General features: G+C 42.9%; 16 protein-coding genes. 8 read left to right on the top strand and 8 right to left on the bottom strand.

Annotated elements, in window-relative coordinates:
- The first annotated feature begins 86 nt into the window (after nucleotides 1–86).
- Nucleotides 87–992: a TIGR00269 family protein gene (locus ACZ5GB_RS03125; RefSeq protein WP_464327523.1), complete on the top strand. Its 906-nt coding sequence runs from the start codon at nucleotides 87–89 to the stop codon at nucleotides 990–992.
- On the opposite strand, the gene ACZ5GB_RS03120 is transcribed toward ACZ5GB_RS03125, so the two are convergent.
- From ACZ5GB_RS03120 to ilvE, 4 genes are read right to left on the bottom strand one after another with little or no spacing between them, the layout of a single operon-like run.
- On the bottom strand, nucleotides 967–1,428 hold the full coding sequence (locus tag ACZ5GB_RS03120) for an N-acetyltransferase family protein (protein ID WP_464327522.1): 462 nt from the start codon (nucleotides 1,426–1,428) through the stop codon (nucleotides 967–969). The genes ACZ5GB_RS03125 and ACZ5GB_RS03120 overlap by 26 nt on opposite strands.
- Nucleotides 1,425–2,030: a LolA family protein gene (locus ACZ5GB_RS03115; RefSeq protein ID WP_464327521.1), complete on the bottom strand. Its 606-nt coding sequence runs from the start codon at nucleotides 2,028–2,030 to the stop codon at nucleotides 1,425–1,427. Before ACZ5GB_RS03115 ends, ACZ5GB_RS03120 begins: the two co-directional genes overlap by 4 nt.
- Complete coding sequence (locus tag ACZ5GB_RS03110) at nucleotides 2,027–3,109, bottom strand: M28 family peptidase (protein WP_464327520.1); 1,083 nt, start codon at nucleotides 3,107–3,109, stop codon at nucleotides 2,027–2,029. Before ACZ5GB_RS03110 ends, ACZ5GB_RS03115 begins: the two co-directional genes overlap by 4 nt.
- Nucleotides 3,099–4,016 carry a branched-chain-amino-acid transaminase gene (gene ilvE / locus ACZ5GB_RS03105; RefSeq protein WP_464327519.1) on the bottom strand — a complete coding sequence of 306 codons (918 nt, stop codon included), beginning with the start codon at nucleotides 4,014–4,016 and terminating at the stop codon, nucleotides 3,099–3,101. Before ilvE ends, ACZ5GB_RS03110 begins: the two co-directional genes overlap by 11 nt.
- Before the next feature lie 40 nt (nucleotides 4,017–4,056).
- Between ilvE and gltX the strand changes: the two genes are divergently transcribed.
- The gene (gene gltX, locus ACZ5GB_RS03100; RefSeq protein ID WP_464327518.1) at nucleotides 4,057–5,466 is read left to right on the top strand and encodes a glutamate--tRNA ligase; all 1,410 of its coding nucleotides are present in this window, start codon (nucleotides 4,057–4,059) and stop codon (nucleotides 5,464–5,466) included.
- Nucleotides 5,467–5,720: 254 nt separating this feature from the next.
- Nucleotides 5,721–6,629, top strand: a complete 909-nt coding sequence (locus ACZ5GB_RS03095) for a transglutaminase-like domain-containing protein (protein WP_464327517.1) — start codon at nucleotides 5,721–5,723, stop codon at nucleotides 6,627–6,629.
- 7 nt (nucleotides 6,630–6,636) lie between these two features.
- Here ACZ5GB_RS03095 and glnE read toward each other — a convergent pair whose 3' ends face one another.
- On the bottom strand, nucleotides 6,637–9,423 hold the full coding sequence (gene glnE / locus ACZ5GB_RS03090; RefSeq protein WP_464327516.1) for a bifunctional [glutamate--ammonia ligase]-adenylyl-L-tyrosine phosphorylase/[glutamate--ammonia-ligase] adenylyltransferase: 2,787 nt from the start codon (nucleotides 9,421–9,423) through the stop codon (nucleotides 6,637–6,639).
- 249 nt (nucleotides 9,424–9,672) lie between these two features.
- On the opposite strand from glnE, the gene ACZ5GB_RS03085 reads away from it, so the two are divergent.
- From ACZ5GB_RS03085 to ACZ5GB_RS03075, 3 genes are read left to right on the top strand one after another with little or no spacing between them, the layout of a single operon-like run.
- Nucleotides 9,673–10,362: a biotin--[acetyl-CoA-carboxylase] ligase gene (locus ACZ5GB_RS03085; RefSeq protein ID WP_464327515.1), complete on the top strand. Its 690-nt coding sequence runs from the start codon at nucleotides 9,673–9,675 to the stop codon at nucleotides 10,360–10,362.
- 15 nt (nucleotides 10,363–10,377) lie between these two features.
- Nucleotides 10,378–10,983 (top strand): ATP phosphoribosyltransferase, encoded by a 606-nt coding sequence (gene hisG / locus ACZ5GB_RS03080; protein ID WP_464327514.1) that lies wholly within the window; start codon nucleotides 10,378–10,380, stop codon nucleotides 10,981–10,983.
- 1 nt (nucleotide 10,984) lies between these two features.
- Nucleotides 10,985–11,467: a tetratricopeptide repeat protein gene (locus ACZ5GB_RS03075; RefSeq protein WP_464327513.1), complete on the top strand. Its 483-nt coding sequence runs from the start codon at nucleotides 10,985–10,987 to the stop codon at nucleotides 11,465–11,467.
- Here ACZ5GB_RS03075 and ffh read toward each other — a convergent pair.
- On the bottom strand, nucleotides 11,435–12,754 hold the full coding sequence (gene ffh, locus ACZ5GB_RS03070) for a signal recognition particle protein (protein WP_464327512.1): 1,320 nt from the start codon (nucleotides 12,752–12,754) through the stop codon (nucleotides 11,435–11,437). The two genes, ACZ5GB_RS03075 and ffh, sit on opposite strands and share 33 nt — an antisense overlap.
- Nucleotides 12,755–12,776: 22 nt before the next feature.
- Between ffh and leuB the strand changes: the two genes are divergently transcribed.
- Nucleotides 12,777–13,871 (top strand): 3-isopropylmalate dehydrogenase, encoded by a 1,095-nt coding sequence (gene leuB, locus ACZ5GB_RS03065; protein ID WP_464327511.1) that lies wholly within the window; start codon nucleotides 12,777–12,779, stop codon nucleotides 13,869–13,871.
- Nucleotides 13,853–15,358: a hypothetical protein gene (locus ACZ5GB_RS03060; protein ID WP_464327510.1), complete on the top strand. Its 1,506-nt coding sequence runs from the start codon at nucleotides 13,853–13,855 to the stop codon at nucleotides 15,356–15,358. Before leuB ends, ACZ5GB_RS03060 begins: the two co-directional genes overlap by 19 nt.
- Here ACZ5GB_RS03060 and ACZ5GB_RS03055 read toward each other — a convergent pair.
- Both ACZ5GB_RS03055 and ACZ5GB_RS03050 read right to left on the bottom strand, forming a co-directional pair.
- On the bottom strand, nucleotides 15,353–16,291 hold the full coding sequence (locus tag ACZ5GB_RS03055; protein ID WP_464327509.1) for an SAM-dependent methyltransferase: 939 nt from the start codon (nucleotides 16,289–16,291) through the stop codon (nucleotides 15,353–15,355). The two genes, ACZ5GB_RS03060 and ACZ5GB_RS03055, sit on opposite strands and share 6 nt — an antisense overlap.
- Entirely contained in the window at nucleotides 16,288–16,647 is a 360-nt protein-coding gene (locus ACZ5GB_RS03050) for a histidine triad nucleotide-binding protein (protein WP_464327508.1), read from the bottom strand. Before ACZ5GB_RS03050 ends, ACZ5GB_RS03055 begins: the two co-directional genes overlap by 4 nt.
- Nucleotides 16,648–16,653 lie beyond the last annotated feature (6 nt).

Below are 16,653 nucleotides of genomic sequence, written 5' to 3'. Positions count from 1 at the left end.
AATTAATTAAAATTTGAAGCATAATTGCCTGGCTAAAAATAAATGAGACAAGAATGTGTTTTTCATAGGTATATATTTAATAACCTATGAGAAGATGCTATAAATGTGGTCAAAAGTCTGTAGTTTATCTGAGGCAATACAGGATAGCTTTTTGCAAAGAGCATTACCTTGAGTGGTATTTAAAGAGGGTGCAGGAGACTATAAAAGAATTTAGGATGTTTGGGAAGGGAGATAGAGTGCTTGTGGCCGTATCTGGTGGAAAAGATAGCCTTTCTCTGTGGGATGCCTTACACAGGCTTGGCTATGAGGCCGGTGGCCTTTATATAGACCTTGGCATAGGGGACTATTCAAGGCGTTCAAGGGAAGTGTGCGAAAAGTTTGCCAAAGAGAGGTCCTTAAAGCTTCATGTGGTTGAGCTAAGCAAGGAGATAGCCACCATACCGGAGATAAAAGAAAAGGAAAAAAGGCCAGCATGTTCTTTCTGCGGTCAGATAAAGAGGTACTATATGAACCATGTTGCCAAAAAAGAAGGCTATAGCGTGGTAGCCACAGGCCATAACTTGGACGATGAGAGCGCCACTCTGCTTTCCAACGTGCTAAGCTGGAATATGGACTATCTTTCAAGGCAGTTCCCCGTGCTTTTGGAAGGTGAAGGCTTTGTGCGTAAGGTAAAGCCTTTGTTTAAGTTTACAGAAAAAGAAAATGCTCTTTATGCCTTTCTATCTGGCATTGAATTTGTGGAAGAGGAGTGTTCCTTCTCCGAAGGCGCCAGTTCCATTGAGTACAAAAGAATACTCTCTGAGATAGAGGAAAAAAGCCCAGGCACTAAGCTTAGGTTCTACATGGACTTTCTAAGAAGGATGCATCCTATACTTCAACAGGATAAGGCCCAGCTAAGGCCCTGTAAGGTATGCGGTGAGCCAACAAGCTCAGAGGTTTGTTCCATATGCAGGCTTAGAGAAAGACTTAGTTTAAAGGCTTTGTCATTCTAATCCAGTAGTTAAACCTGTCCTTTTCTTCAAAACCCAAGCTTTTGTAAAACTCAAGGGCTTGCGTGTTTTTATCTCCCACCCAAAGCTCTGCCGTATCAAGCCCCCTGCTTTTAAAGTACTCAATAGCCTTTTGCACAAGCGCCTTGCCTATGCCCTTGTTTCTATACTCTGGAAGGATTACAAGTTCATGAATGGCCCCAACCACCTTTCCTTCCCTTTTGCTAAACCAGTTGCCATCGCTTGCGATAAAGCCCACTATCTTACCCTCTTCTTCGGCCACCCATATACCGGCCACATCCCTCCTAAACAGCCAGTTTAAATAGGCCTGCACATCCTCGGGATGGGTGTAAGAATACTCTTCAAGGCCCTTGTAGCCTTGCAAATAGACCTCAATAAGGTCTTTTATATCTCCATTTTCCGCCCTGCGTATCCTCATGGTTTTAGTATTTTGGCCACTTCTGGAACCTTTACCCTAAATAGGTCCTCCGATGGTGTAAAGTTAAAAGATACTCTTACAAACTCTATGGTGGTACTTATGCCTTCCCTTTCTTCTACCTTTATACTCCTTATATCGCCCCTTTGGGAAACTTCCACAAAAACCTTTGAAAAATAATCATCCTTCACCTTGGGTTTTAGGACAAAAACTTTACCTTCTGTATTTTCTACTTCACCCACAAGTTGAAAGACCTCCGATAAGGGTCTTGATACTAAAAATAGCGCCTCAATAACCGGTGAATTATTCCTATCAAGGTTATCAATAAAGGCAGTCTTGTCCTTTGGAGAATAGACCAACACCTTAAAGCCATCGGAGACTATAAGGGTCTTTTCTGGATGTTGGTATTCTATCCTAAACCTTCCACCCCTTTGGGCATAGAAAAGGCCTTTTGATACATCCGCCTTTGATTGCCATGGATATTGAACCTTTTGAACAAAGGCCACCTTTATGCTTTTTATGTTCTCCAGCCTTTTCTCAAACTCCTCAAAAGATTGGGAAAAGGAAAGACATATTAAGAAAAGGAGAAAAGTTAAAACCTTCATAGCTTATGAAACCTCCTAAGAAAGGATAGTATAACCTCATACCACATAACCACCATATCCCAATTTATGGCATCGTAATTGTCGTATTGGGTGTGCCTTATGGTAAAGGGATAAGAGGTAAGGAAAAGGCTTTGCACGCCTCTCTCTTTAAAAGGTATATGGTCTCCATCCAAGTCTTTTGCCCTTCTAAACTCTATAGGCATTTTTAGGTCCTCCACATGCTTATAAAAGAGATGGTTTATCCTCTCTCCGTTATACCCGCCCAAGTCTTCGTATATTACACAGGGATTGTGCCAGCCTATGCCATCAAGGTTTATACAATAATAAACATGCCTTGGCTCCTTTTTTAAATGCCACCTTACACCCTCTAAACCAAGCTCCCTTGCATCGCTTATAAGGAACCTAAGCTTGTAAGGAGTATTGTATCGTTCTCTCAGTTCTTCATATAAAAAAAGCAATAGAAGAAAAGCCACACCATTATCCATAGCTCCATAAACACCATGCACCGTATCCATATGTGCCACAAGGTAGATCACTGGACCCCTGCCTATTTCCATAATCCAATTTTGCCCTTGCAATGTCTCCTCCTTAGATTTTACAAAAAGCTTTATCCTATAGTCCTCCACTTTACTTACATGCTCCCTCTGAAGGCTAAGTATGGGTATATCAAGCCCCGTATAGCATCCATAAACATAGCCATCTAAAGCCTCTTCCCTGTAGGTTAAAATGGCAATGGCCCCCCTTTTTTGTGCTTCAAAGGCTTTATCCCTTGTGAGGTCTGGTATGAGCGCAATATCACCCTCCCAATACTCTCTTTTCACGTAGGCTTCCTTTTCTATCTCTTTGCTTCCTATGTAGGCAACGCAGTCTATCCTTTCACCTTCCACCTCTATCCAAGCTTCTTTGGGTATACATCTGTTTACAAAAAAGGTTTCCTTTTCATAAGGACAAGAAAGCTGTTCAAGGAAAGATTCTATTAACTTATGCGCCCTTTTGTGTCCCTCCGTGCCGGTTAGTCTATTAATGCTTAAAACATCGTAGGCAAGATCTTTAAAAAGGTCCAGCCTTTCACTTTTCATAAACAGGCGTAAGCCATACCAAATATCGGTCTATCATGCCCCTTACCGCTCGGAAGTATACATCTTGAAGCTCCTTTGTAATAGGTCCTATTTCTCCATTCCCTATTTTCCTGTTGTCCACTTCTATCACCGGCGTTACCTCTGCAGCCGTGCCGGTCATGAATATCTCATCGGCCACATAAAGCTCACTACGGGCCACTGGCCTCTCTTCTACCTCTATTACAAGCTCGTTCTTCAAAAGCTTTTTAACCGCAGACCTTGTGATGCCTTCCAATATATGCTCCGAATAGGAAGGGGTTATGGCCTTGCCATCTCTTATGAGGAATATGTTCTCTCCAGAACCTTCGGCCACAAAGCCGTGTTGGTTTAGCATAATAGCCTCATCGTAGCCAGACATGATGGCTTCAGTTTTAGCCAAGGCGCTGTTTACATAGGCACCTGCTACCTTCCATCTTGAGGGTATGGAGTTATCATCGTTCCTTCTCCAAGAGGAGACCTTAACTCTTATGCCTTTGGAGGTATCTAAATACCTACCAAAATTATAGGTGTATATGGCTATCTCCGGCGTGTAGTCTATTAGCTTTGGTGTTAGCTTTAGGTCCTTAAAATAGGCAATTGGCCTTATATAAACATCCTCTTTTACTTCATTTTTCCTAAGCAGTTCTACCGTTATGTTTACCAGGTCTTCCACCGTGTAGGGAAGTTCCATAAACATGGCCTTACAGTTTTTCAAAAGCCTTTGGTAATGCTCCTTTGCAAAGAGAAGGTAGAGCTGTTTTTGGTCCTCGTTCCAGTAGGCCCTAATGCCTTCAAAAACTGCCGTGCCATAATGGAATGAGTTGGTCTTTATGTTTATCTTGGCTTCTTCTATAGGGACAAAGCTTCCTTCAAAAAAGGCATACTCCATGTTTAAAGATTATAACAGAAAACCTTTATAATATTCAGTCATGATAGTTTCACGCTTTGCTCCAAGCCCAACGGGTTATTTGCACCTTGGCAATGCCAGAACGGCCATCTTTAGCTACCTTTTTGCAAGGCATATGGGTGGAAAGTTTATCCTCAGGATAGAGGACACGGACAGAGAACGTTCTACAAAAGAGTTTGAACAGATGCTCCTTGAGGACCTAAAATGGCTTGGCCTTGAGTGGGATGAGTTTTATCGCCAGTCGGAAAGGTTTGACATATACAGGGAATATGCCCAAAAGCTTTTGGACAGTGGGCATGCCTATCCGTGCTTTTGCACCGTAGAGGAGCTGGAAGAAGAAAGAAAAAGAGCGGAAGAAAAAGGCGTTCCTTACAGGTATTCGGGCAAGTGTAGGGCCTTGAGTAAGGAGGAGGTGGAGGAGTTCAAAAGGTCTGGAAAGCCATACACCATTAGGTTCAAGGTGCCGGATGGCAGGGTGGTGGTCTTTGAGGACCTAATAAAAGGACACATAGCCATAAACGTGGATGACTTTGGGGACTTTGTAATAGTGCGTAGCGATGGGACGCCTACCTACAACTTTGTGGTGGTGGTAGATGATGCTTTAATGGGTGTGACCCATGTGATAAGGGGGGAGGACCACATACCAAACACGCCAAAGCAGATACTCATATACGAAGCCCTTGGCTTTAAGGTGCCTGCCTTTGCCCATCTTCCCGTAATACTGGGAGAGGACAGGAGCAAGCTCTCCAAAAGGCATGGTGCCGTATCTGTGAGAAATTATAGAGAAGAAGGCTACCTTCCAGAGGCCTTGTTTAACTATCTTTGTCTTTTGGGATGGAGCCCTCCAGAAGAAGGAAGGGAGATCTTTTCAAAGGAGGAGCTTATAAGGATTTTTAGGCTTGAGGATGTGAACTCTTCACCGGCGGTCTTTAGCAAGGAGAAGCTAAGGTGGATGAACGGGGTTTATATAAGGGAGGCGCTTTCCCTTGATAGGCTTGTGGATGAGTTCATGCCCTTCCTTGAGGGGGCTGGCTACAGGGCAGAAAGGGACTATGTAAAAAAGGTGCTTGAAAAGACAAGGGACTCTTTCGAAACCTTGAGGGAAGGGGTGGAAAGGCTAAGGCCCTTCTTTGTGGAAGAGTTAAGTTATTCGGAGGAAGCCTTGTCCGTGCTTGAAAATGAAACTTCAAGGGCTGTGCTTGAGGCCTTTCTACAAAAAATACAAGATACAGACCTAAGCGCAGAAAGGGTAAAGGCCATAGCCAAAGAGATACAAAGGGAGTTAAATGTTAAGGCTAAGGATGTGTGGCATGCCCTAAGAACTTCCCTTACGGGAGAGCTGGAAGGTGTGGGCGTGGATATACTATGTGATGTTTTACCAAAGGAGAGGGTAATTAAGAGGATTTTAAAGGCTTTAGAGTTTGTAGGCTGATATACAACTTTTTCAAAGAATAAAAATAGAATTGTTTGAAAAAATCTAATGTAAGTATCTGTAGAAAGCCATATATTGTAAACTTAGGAGGTGATAATATGCAAAGAAGAGCCTTTTTAAAGGCATCTTTTTGTTGTTTAGCTTCCTGTTTTATACCTCTTAATATAAGTTTTAGCGCTAAACAAAGGAAAAAGCTAAAGCTTATCTATCTTGCTGAATTACCTTATAAAGATAAGATAAGATTATGGATACCCATGCCCATGAATACAGAATATCAAAGGTTAAATGATTTTGAAATAGAAAGCAATGCTTCAACTGTACTTATTACAAAAGATAATGTCTATCAAGCTCCTATACTGTATGTAGAATTTCATAATGCCTCTGAGAAAAAGTTTATCCGCGTTAGTTTTAACGTTGAAATTTGGGAAAGGAAAAAGGTAAACTGGAAAAAGGTACCGAAAAACAACCTTAGAATACCAGATGAAGTAGCCTTGTATTTAAAACCTACAGAGCATATACAGATTGACGGGATAGTAAAGGAGCATGCGGATAGGATAACAAAAGGTAAAAAGACTGACCTTGAAAAGGCAAGGGCTATATATGACTGGGTTGTGGAAAATACCTTTAGAGATCCTAAGGTCCTCGGTTGTGGTGTGGGAGACGTAAAAAGTATGTTAGAGAGCGGTTATTTGGGTGGTAAATGCACGGATATAAACTCCCTTTTTGTTGCACTTTGTAGGGCTTCTGGTATTCCAGCTAGGGAGATATTCGGTATAAGAGTTCTTCCTTCTCAGCTTTCAAAAAGCATATCCTCAGTTCAAGGAGACGCTACTAAGGCTCAGCATTGTAGAGCGGAGTTTTATTTAGGCAGATGGATACCAGCAGACCCTGCTGACGTGAGAAAGGTTATACTTGAGGAAGAGCTTGACCTAAACCATCTAAAAGTTCAAAAGGTACGAGATTTTATGTTTGGTGGATGGGATGTGCATTGGGTAGCCTTTAATTACGCAAGGGACTTTCAATTAAATCCACCTCCAAAAAATGGTGAGTTGGTTAATGAGTTTATGTATCCTATAGCAGAGGTGGGAGGGAAGATGATGGATAAATTCAAGCTAACTTTTGATCATTCAAGATACATAGTTAAGCTAATGCAGGAAACTTAAAGAGCGTCTAATCAAAAACCTCAAGGAACACCTCCCTTAACCTTTTCATGCTCTCCCTTATCCTTTCTTCCAGTTCCTCTCCTTGCATACCCAAGGAGCTTGCAAGCCTTTTCATATCTTGTGGAGAGACCAAGGAGCCAGCAGACTCCTTAGAGAGCCTAAGCCTTGTCTCCACAAGCCTCAAAAATAGGTAGTTTTCATAAACCTCTTTTAGTGTGCTATATTTTTGCATAAGGGCTTCACAGGCCTTGATCATGGAGGGTTCTCTTAGCTTTTCCAGTAGGATATAGTATTGAATGAGAAACTCCGCATCTATAAGCCCTCCCGGTGAAAATTTAAGGTCAATGTATCCCTTCATCTTTTTAGCGTTGCTTTCAAGAGCGAACCTCATATCCCTTATCTCTTTCCTCTCCTTATCGCCGATGGGCTTGTTAAAAAGAAAGTCTTTTAGCAAGGCTTCAAACTCCTCCATGAGACTCTTTTCACCCGCCACATACCTACACCTTGTCCAAGCTATCCTTTCCCAAGTCCTTGCCTGAGTTTGGAAGTAATCTCTGTAAAAGTCTATGGAAGGTGCTATCTCACCAGCCCTTCCCATGGGCCTGAGCCTAAAGTCCACCTTGTAGAGGTAGCCCTCTGATGTGTGTTTTGTCAAAAAGGCTATAAACTCTTGTGCCTTCTTTGTGTTTTCTAAGCCTGCTGACCTGCATGCAAAGACAAGGTCAAGGTCTGATCCTATGTTTAGTTCACTGCTTCCGTATTTGCCCAAGGCTATAAGAAGCATGTCTTTTATCTTGAGGTCTTCCCATAGTCTTTGAAGTAGAAAATCTGAAAGGTCAGAGAGCTTTTGGAAAAATTCAAAGAGCTTTTTATACCTTTCATTCTTCTTCACAAGGTAAACAAGGGTTATCCTTATCTCCCAAACCCTTTTGAACCTTCTGTATAGGTCCTCCAGGCCAAGGCCAAGGGTGCTTCTGTACTTTTCAAACTCTTCTTTAAGGTCTTCTAAGGTGGGAAAGTCCTGATATAGAGTTAGCACATCCTCCACCAGGTCCGGATACCTGCTTATGAGGGTGGAGATGTAAGAGGAGAGGGAAAAGACTTTACAGAGGGTCTTGTTTACATCCTCCTTTGCCGGGCTTAAGACTATCTTTCTCCCTGTAGGATTTGAAAAGAACTTGTCAAAGTTGGCGAGGGTCTCATCCGGGTCCGGTGTCTGGGACATACTCTCTACAAGCCTTGGAAGTAGCCTTATAAAGCTTTGCTTTTCTTGCGTGGAGAGCTTTATACCTTCCCTACCTGTTATATAGCTGGAAAGTATGTTATAGGCCCTTACTGGCTCTTTAAAGCCAAGGCTTTTCAGGATTTCTTTTGCCTCTTCTACGTCTTCATTGAGGAGGGCCCTTTGAATGGGGTGTAGCTCTTCCTCCTCTTGTGAGGGCATTATGCCAGAGAAGATAAGGCTTACACCTATTGTGTATTCCTTGTATACCTTTATAAACTCCTCCTCCTTCATGTTTAAGACCTTTGCAAGCCTTTTTATTTCCGAGTCCGAAAAGCTCTGTGTTGAAATACATCCATAGACCTGAATGGCATGCTCCAAGCGTCTTAGAAATTCATAGGCCCTTTCTAGCAAAAGAGCCTCCTCATTGGAAAAAATACCCTTTTGGTTTAGCTTCCATATGGCCCTAAAGGTGTTGCTCTCTTTTAAAAAGGGGAACTTTCCGCCAAGAAGTATAACAAGGGCCTGAACGGCAAACTCTACTTCTCTTATACCTCCTTCACCCGTCTTTACGTTTTGCTTGTTTAGTAGCTTTTTCTTTGCCTCGCTGGCTATCTGAGCCTTCATAAGCCTTATCTCTTCAATGATCCTGTAGTCTACAGACCTTCTAAAGACAAAGGGCTCTTTAACCTCCCTCTCAAAGGCTCTATAAAGCTCTTCATCCCCAGCGCAGTACCTTGCCCTCAAAAGGGCAAACCTCTCCCAGGTCCTCCCGTAGGATTCATAATAGAGCTCTGCACTTCTCAAGGACATGCTTATGGGACCGGACTTTCCAAAGGGCCTTAGGTCCAAATCCACCTCATAGGGCTTTCCCTCTGGCGTTACCTGAGTCATGAGCTTAAAAACCTTTTGAAAGACCTTTGAGAAAAACTCGTTTAGGTTTAGCTTGCCAGCCTGGCCTTTGTCTGTAGAGTGCAAAAACATTATGTCTATGTCTGAGTAGTAGTTTAGCTCATAGCTTCCAAGCTTTCCAAGTGCTATTATGCATCCTGTGGCTGGTTTTCCGTTCTCACCTACAGGCTCTCCATATTTTTCCACCATTTCCTTATAGGCACTCTCATAACACAGCTCCAGCATGGCATCGGGAAGCTGGGAGTATTCATAAAGGATGTCTTCAAGCTTGGCTGTGCCAAGTATCTCCTTTGACATTATCCTCATAAGCTCCCTGTGCCTGTAGTAGGCCAGGGCCTTTGAAAACTCCTCATCGGACATGCCATCATGCACAAGCTCTTTTAGTTCCTTTAAGTAAGCCTTTTTGTCCTTGAAAACATACCAAAGGCCAGGTATGGTATTTTGAAAGTCCTCCGGGTGGTTTATAAGAAACTTCTTTATACACTCGGACCTGTCAAGGAGCTCAAGGAGCAGTATAAACCTCCTTTCGTTAAGGTAGTCTATAAGGCTCTGTGGGTTTGGGTGAAGGCTAAGGAGCTTTTCTAAGGCTTCCTTTGCCTTTGGTAAGTTGAAGACCTTTTCCTCTGCCTTGGCCCACCAGTGGGAAGGGAAATCATACATTCCTAAGCTAAAATTATAAACCTATACACGCCGGATGAGAAATTCATCCTTTGTAGGGACAGGTTTTAAACCTGCCAGATTATAAAACATCAAGCGAATCCAAAACCGGTAGATTTTTTATTAGTAGTGGCACGGCATGCCGTGCAACTACATTTCTTGTCTCATTTATTTTTAACAAAAGGCATAATGGCATCACCGTTGCTTAATTTATTTCTCACTCGGCGTATTGTTTTAAGATTTTATTTAAGCATGTTCAAAGTCCTTCTATGGCTTGAAGAAATTACTTCAACGCAGGATTTTATAAAAGAGAGAAAACTTCCCTTATGGAGTGTGGTAGTTGCCAACAAGCAAACAAAAGGGAGGGGAAGGCTTGGAAGGGTATGGTATTCCCAAGAAGGTGGTCTTTACTTTAGCTTTTCTTTGCCACAAGGTATAAGGGATGAGAATACTCTTCCCCTTGTCTTATCCAACGCCGTGGCGGATTACCTTAGGTCTTTGGGTTATATACCAGCCATAAAGTGGGTAAACGATGTTTATTTGCAAGGTAAAAAGGTGTGTGGTGTGCTAACAGAAAGGTTAAAAGACAGAATAGTGGTTGGTATGGGTATAAACTTAAATCAGGAAAGCTTTCCAAGGGACATTGAAGCCATATCGCTAAAAATCGTATCAGGAAAGGACCATGATAAGGTTTGTTTTCTCTTGGAACTTTTGGATTACATTGAAAGTTCAATAGAAAAGCTGTCCAAAGATGGTTTTATGGTTTTCAAAGATATTATAGAACAAAGGCTTCTCTTCAAAGATTCAGAGGTAATACTCTATACGCCCCATCCTGTAGTTGGTATACTTCAGGGAATAGACATGGATGGAAGCCTTTTGCTTATGACGCAGGATGGTCTAAAGGCCTTTCAGGTGGGAGAGATTACCCTTAGGGCTTTGTAGTGTTATACTTTAAACATGCTAAGAATAGCCCTTCCGAAGGGTAGGCTTTTTGATGAGACCTTAGACCTTTTTTTAAAAAAAGGAATTATAAAAGAGAGGTTTGAAGAAGGCAGAAAACTAAGCATAAGGTTGGATAACTTTGAATTTTTGTTGGTAAAGCCCTTTGATGTGCCAGTTTATGTGGAGAATGGTGTGGCAGACCTTGGTGTGGTTGGCAGAGATGTGCTACTGGAAAGAAGGCCAGACCTATATGTTTTGCTTGATTTGGGCGTGGGCTTTTGTAGAATAGTGGTAGCAGGGAAAGAAGAAAACAGAGAAAAGTATAGAAAAAGCTCCTATATAAAGGTTGCTACTAAGTATGCACGCATAACCCAAGACTTCTTCTCGGAAAAAGGTATTAGATGTAAAGTTATACCCTTGAGCGGTTCCGTAGAATTGGCACCCCTCATAGGACTTTCGGACTTTATAGTTGACCTTGTGCAAACAGGAAGAACCTTAAAAGAGAACAATTTGGTAGTAATAGAGGAAATAACTTCCTCAACGGCCATGCTTGTATGCAACAGGGCAAGCTACAGAAACATGAGGGATGAGATACTAAATATGGTAGATAGGTTTATGTGAAATGAAGAAGGGGCTACTTATACTTTTTAACTTTTTCCTTTTTTCCTGTTCTGTTCCCACCATAGTTATCTTAGAAGACCCCCTCACCTCTCAAGAACATGTGAACTTAGGCTATATATACGAAAAACAAGGTAAGCTTGAACTTGCAGAAAAGGAATACAAGAAGGCAATAAAAAAAGACAAGAAAAATTGGATAGCTTATTACAATCTTGGAAATCTATATGCAAAGAAAGAAGATTGGAAAAAAGCTGAAAGCTTTTATAGGAAGGCCCTTGAGATTAAAAGAGACCCAGATGTTTTGAACAACCTTGCCTACGTCTTAAATAAACAAGGAAAATACTGCTCTGCTCAAAAATTTATAAAGGAAGCCATAGAAAAGGAAAGTAAAGAAGAATACATGGAAACACAAAAGGAGATAGAAAAGGCTATAAAAGAAAAGAATATTGACTGCCTATCTTTTGAAGGGGAAGGGGAACTTTGGTAGCTGTGGTATTCCTTGCATACCTTTAAGCTTTTTTATCATCTTTTTCATTTCCTCATATTCCTTTAAAACCTTATTCACGTCGGATACGGTGGTACCACTGCCCTTGGCTATCCTTTGTTTCCTGCTAAGGTTTATTATCTTTGGATTTCTCCTTTCCTGCTTTGTCATAGAGAGTATTATGGCCTCAGTTTTTTTGAACTTTTTCTCATCTATTTTAAGACCTTTTAGCTGGGCTCCTATGCCAGGGAGCATACCAAGGAGTTTGTCCAAAGGACCCATGTTCTTTATAAACCTTATCTGCTTTAACATATCTTCAAGGTCAAAATCACCCTTTAAAACTTTAAAGGCAAGAGCTTGGGCCTCGTCCTCTGGAATAACTTGCTGGGCTTTTTCCACAAGGGTTTGTATATCTCCAAGACCCAGTATCCTTTGGGCTATCCTATCAGGATAGAAGGGTTCAATATCTTCTATCTTTTCACCAACTCCAATAAACTTCACACCCACGCCGAGAGCTTCTTTAACAGATAGGGCCACGCCACCCCTTGCATCGCCATCCATCTTGGTAAGAACAAGGCCTGTAAGCCCAAGGGTCTCATGAAAGGCCTTTGCAGCACTAAGGGCAGATTGGCCTTGCATGGCATCAGCCACATAAATTATCTCCGAGGGCCTAACAGCTTCCTTTATCTCTTTTAGCTCTTCCATAAGCTCCTCATCTATATGCAACCTTCCAGCCGTGTCCAAAAGGAGATAATCCACACCTTCCAACCTTGCCTTCTCCACAGCCCTTTTTGCTATCTCCACGGCGCTAAGGCCTTCCTCAAAGCCATAGTAAGGCACGCCTATCTTTTCCGCCAGCCTTTGAAGCTGGAGCATGGCCGCCGGGCGCCTCACGTCTGTGGAGCTTACAGCAACCTTAAAACCTTTTTCTTTTAAATAGTTGGCTATCTTACCTATGGTGGTAGTTTTACCAGTTCCTTGAAGGCCTACAAATAGGACCACGCCCTTTTTAAGGTCCTGCTTTTCTCCACCAAGGGTGTTTACAAGCTCTTCGTATATGCTAATCAAAAAACTATCTTGAGGAGATGGACTTTTTGTTAAATCTTCCTTTAACGCCCTTTCCCTAACTCTCTTTATAAAGTTCTTCACCACATCGTAGTCCACATCGGCCTCTATAAGGGCTGTGCGTATGTCTCTAAGAATATCATTTACCTGTTTTTCTGTAAGCTTTCTTGTATCCTTAATCCTTCCAAGGGCTTTGCCAAACTTTTCCGTTAGCAATTCAAGCATAAGGTTTAGTATAATACACTCTATGCCTACTTTCAAGATAGCGGTTTTAGAAGGTGATGGTATAGGCCCAGAGGTGGTATCCTCCGCTTTAAAGGTCCTCAAAAAGATTGGAGAGCTTTCGGGTGTGGATTTTATCTTTGAAAAAGCACTTATAGGCGGCTCCGCCATAGACCAAAAGGGCACACCCTTGCCACAGGAGACGGTAGACCTTTGTCTCAATTCTGATGCGGTGCTTCTTGGTGCGGTGGGTGGTCCCAAGTGGGATGACCTTCCCACGGACAAAAGGCCGGAAAAGGGACTCCTTGGCATAAGAAAGGCCCTTGACCTTTATGCGAACCTAAGACCTGCAAAGGTGTATGAACCCCTCATAAGCTCCTCACCTCTAAAAGAGGAGGTGGCAAGAGGTACAGACTTTATTGTGGTAAGAGAGCTAACTGGAGATGTATATTATGGAGAGCCAAGGGGCATATTCATTGAGAATGGCAAAAGAGTAGGAATAAACACCATGAGATACACAGAAGATGAGATAAGGAGGGTGGTAAGAAAGGCCTTTGAAGTGGCTCTTCAAAGGAAGAAAAAGCTCACAAGCGTGGACAAGTCCAACGTGCTTGAAGTAAGCGGACTATGGAAGAGTGTGGTGGAAGAAGAAGCAAAGAACTATCCAGAGGTGGAGGTAGAACACCTCTATGTGGACAACTGCGCCATGCAGATAGTAAGAAGGCCTTCTTCCTTTGATGTGATAGTAACTGGCAACATCTTTGGAGACATACTCTCCGATGAGGCGGCCGTCATCACTGGAAGCCTTGGTATGCTTCCTTCCGCAAGCTTGGGAGATAAATATGCCCTCTATGAGCCGGTGCATGGCTCTGCACCCGATATAGCTGGCAAGGGCATAGCAAACCCCATTGCCACCATACTTTCCGCCAGCATGATGCTAAGGTATTCCTTTGGTCTAAAAAGGGAGGCGGATATAATAGACAGAGCTGTGGAAATTGTGCTTGAAAAAGGTTATAGAACACCGGATATATATAGCGAGGGCTGTATAAAAGCAGGCACAGAGGATATGACAAAGGCTATAATAAAGGTTGTGGAGGAGCTATGGGAAGGCTTATCTTAACATTTTTACTTTTCTTTTCTTTTAGTGTAAAGGCTCAGGAAGCCCTTGATAAGGTAAGGGATTTCTTTGGCAGGGAGGGTTATGCGGTAAAGGTGGAAGGACAAAGAGTGCTTGTAGACCTTGGGAAAGACAAGGTAAGACCTGGAGAAGAGTTTGATGTGGTAAGGGAAGGGAAGGAGATAGTCCATCCCATTACAAAACAGGTGATAGGGAAAGAGAGGGAAAGGGTTGGAAGGATAAGGATTGAAGAGGTGCAAGAGGGCTTTTCTTATGGGAGGCTTTTGGAAGGCTCTGTCAAGGAGGGGGATAGGGTAAAGCTAAGAGTAGAAAGTGCATGCTTTGACGGTGGGGATGAGCTATTCTTTAAGCTAAAGGCCCTTCTTCCAGAATTGAAGAGGGGAAAGGCTTGCACCTATGATATAAAGGAGCTAAGCGATGGCATAGGTGTAGAGTATAAGGGCAGTCCTGTAGCCTTCTTTAGAGTGCAAAACCCCACCCTTGGCATAGAGAGGGCAAGGCTGGAGGATATAAACCTTCTTGCTAAGTCTAAGCTCCTTAGGTCTTTGCCTTCTTTGCCCTTGTCCGCAGACCTTTGCGACCTTATAGGTACTGGGAAGGAATTTCTTTTGATTCTCTACTCTGGCAGGCTTGAGGTATATGAGCTTTTAAAGAACGACCTTGTAAAGAGGTTTGATTATAGCCTACCGGCAGGTGTGCCCGTTGGGCTACAGTGTGGCAAGATAGGAGAAGGAAATCAAGACTATGTGATTGTAAACATGGTCTCTGGCGATAGCGCAAGCTCCCTTATCCTTAAGGCCGTAGGCGATAGCTTGGTGCCAGTTGTCAAAAATGTGCCATACATAATGGGCGTTTTGGACAAGGAAAGGCCCAAGGATAGCTTTGTAGGCCAGAGGTATAGCTTTAGGGAAAGCTTCGGTCAAAGCGTGAGGCTCTCCTTAGAGAGGGAAGGTCTAAAGGAGGTTGGAGCCTTCCTTGCGCCAAGGGGTTTTAGAATAGACAGCGCCTTTTACTTTGGCAATTATCTTGTATTTACCGACAGTATGGGAAGGGTGAGGGTCTTCAGGGGTGATGGTGAGGTGTTTTCAACGGAAGAGGGCTTTGGTGGTTCTTACACCTTTGTAGAAATACCCTTTGAACAAGGAAAGATAAACTTTGTATTTAACCCAAGGGGGGCAAAGACCCAATTTCTAAACATGCCTATGGCCTTTGTGATAAAGAACCATGCGGGTGTGGTACAGAGGTTTTTGGATATTTTAAAGTACAGTAGGGGCGAGCTTTTCATATTGGGTGAAAAGCGCAAAGACCTTATCTTTATAAAGCCCTTGAGGGGTGGGAACTTTGAAGAGGCCGTTCAGGCCGTGCTTACCGCAAAGGATGGAAGGATCCTTGTCATCACCGGAAGGACTGGAACCCTTGCCATACAGAACAGGGGAGATGTGTATGAGGTTGAATTAAGGGCGCTATAGTTTTTTCTGCACAAGGACTCTAAAACGCTCTCCCATGCTTATAAGAAGGGTCTTTAGGCGGGAGAGCCTTTCTATATCCTCTGGAGACTCAGAGAGGCTAAGGTTTTCAAGCTCTTGCAAAAAGGCTGGGCTTTTCAGCAAAAAATCCCTTAGGCTCATAAAAGCCACGCTTTGCAGTCCAAAATCTTTGCCATACTCTTCAAGCAAGGAAAAGTTCACATGGGAAGTTATATCCATGCCAAGGGAAGGCCTGTTATAAAACCTGTGGCCTTTGTAGCCCACCACAGTTCCCTCTGGAAACTTGGCCATCTCTTGAGTTGTATATCCATAGTCTATTACGATGTGATAGCCCTCCAAAAGGTTTTCAGCTATGATTTTTAAAAAGTCTATGCAATCAAGGCAGACCTCTACCACCTGCGAAAGCCTTTCATAGCCCATCCTACTAAGAACATCCTTTAAAGGCTCATAAGAAACCTCTTGCCATACCTCCTTCTCACCATCAAGGAAAAGCTCTTTCCCCTCCTTTATTACATGTACGGGAAGGCAGTCAAAAAACTCATTGGAAAAGACCACACCACGCATAGGAAAAAAGTTTTCTGTCCAAAAGACCTTTTCTTCAAAATCTTTTAGCTTTCTTTTTTGAAGCTCTATAAGCCTTGGGCTAAAGTCGTATATATAGTAGCTTACTCTTTCAAAAAGGCTTGGCTCCTTTTCTTTTAGATAAGTTAAAACATCGTAAGCTAAGGCACCACTGCCACCACCAAGCTCAAGAAGAATAGGCCTTTCATAGTCCTTTATCAAACTGGCTAAATATTCGGCCAAGGCGTAGCCAAAGGACCTATCCAGCTCTGGCGCAGTAAAAAAATCCCTTCTAAAGTCAGACTGGTAGTATTCTCTTACCGCATGGGCCATCCAGTCCCTAAAGGAGATCATCCCGGTGGCCACTCCATCTTCCTGCCCGCTATAAAGTGAAGGTGAAGATGGAAAACGCTCTGGCCCGCATCCCTTCCTACGTTAAAAACAAGCCTATAGCCCTTGTTTAAATTCTCATCGGGCGCATAGCCCAGCTCTTCACCAAGCTTTCTTGCCACATAAAACATATGCCCTACCAATTCCTTGTCTTCCGGCTCAAGGCTTTGAATACCAACTATGTGTTTTTTGGGAACTATCAATATATGGGTGGGTGCCACTGGGTTAATATCATGGAAGGCATAAACAAGGTCATCCTCATAGGCCCCTTTTGAAGGTATCTCTTTCCTTACTATCTTGCAAAAGATGCAGTCCTGCATGGCCTT

The organism is Hydrogenobacter subterraneus (genome assembly GCF_055390195.1).
The sequence above is the reverse complement of the archived record's forward strand: the minus strand, read 5'-3'. Positions and strand labels throughout refer to the sequence as shown.

What these genes read in the sequence shown, in the direction of transcription:
- leuB (WP_464327511.1), top strand. Translation starts at nt 12,777, where the DNA reads ATGCCTACTTTCAAGATAGCGGTTTTAGAAGGTGATGGTATAGGCCCA.
- ACZ5GB_RS03095 (WP_464327517.1), top strand. Translation starts at nt 5,721, where the DNA reads ATGCCCATGAATACAGAATATCAAAGGTTAAATGATTTTGAAATAGAA.
- ACZ5GB_RS03050 (WP_464327508.1), bottom strand. Translation starts at nt 16,647, where the DNA reads ATGCAGGACTGCATCTTTTGCAAGATAGTAAGGAAAGAGATACCTTCA.
- ACZ5GB_RS03055 (WP_464327509.1), bottom strand. Translation starts at nt 16,291, where the DNA reads ATGATCTCCTTTAGGGACTGGATGGCCCATGCGGTAAGAGAATACTAC.
- ACZ5GB_RS03125 (WP_464327523.1), top strand. Translation starts at nt 87, where the DNA reads ATGAGAAGATGCTATAAATGTGGTCAAAAGTCTGTAGTTTATCTGAGG.
- ACZ5GB_RS03085 (WP_464327515.1), top strand. Translation starts at nt 9,673, where the DNA reads ATGTTCAAAGTCCTTCTATGGCTTGAAGAAATTACTTCAACGCAGGAT.
- gltX (WP_464327518.1), top strand. Translation starts at nt 4,057, where the DNA reads ATGATAGTTTCACGCTTTGCTCCAAGCCCAACGGGTTATTTGCACCTT.
- hisG (WP_464327514.1), top strand. Translation starts at nt 10,378, where the DNA reads ATGCTAAGAATAGCCCTTCCGAAGGGTAGGCTTTTTGATGAGACCTTA.
- ffh (WP_464327512.1), bottom strand. Translation starts at nt 12,754, where the DNA reads ATGCTTGAATTGCTAACGGAAAAGTTTGGCAAAGCCCTTGGAAGGATT.
- glnE (WP_464327516.1), bottom strand. Translation starts at nt 9,423, where the DNA reads ATGTATGATTTCCCTTCCCACTGGTGGGCCAAGGCAGAGGAAAAGGTC.
- ACZ5GB_RS03075 (WP_464327513.1), top strand. Translation starts at nt 10,985, where the DNA reads ATGAAGAAGGGGCTACTTATACTTTTTAACTTTTTCCTTTTTTCCTGT.
- ACZ5GB_RS03120 (WP_464327522.1), bottom strand. Translation starts at nt 1,428, where the DNA reads ATGAGGATACGCAGGGCGGAAAATGGAGATATAAAAGACCTTATTGAG.
- ACZ5GB_RS03110 (WP_464327520.1), bottom strand. Translation starts at nt 3,109, where the DNA reads ATGAAAAGTGAAAGGCTGGACCTTTTTAAAGATCTTGCCTACGATGTT.
- ACZ5GB_RS03115 (WP_464327521.1), bottom strand. Translation starts at nt 2,030, where the DNA reads ATGAAGGTTTTAACTTTTCTCCTTTTCTTAATATGTCTTTCCTTTTCC.
- ACZ5GB_RS03060 (WP_464327510.1), top strand. Translation starts at nt 13,853, where the DNA reads ATGGGAAGGCTTATCTTAACATTTTTACTTTTCTTTTCTTTTAGTGTA.
- ilvE (WP_464327519.1), bottom strand. Translation starts at nt 4,016, where the DNA reads ATGGAGTATGCCTTTTTTGAAGGAAGCTTTGTCCCTATAGAAGAAGCC.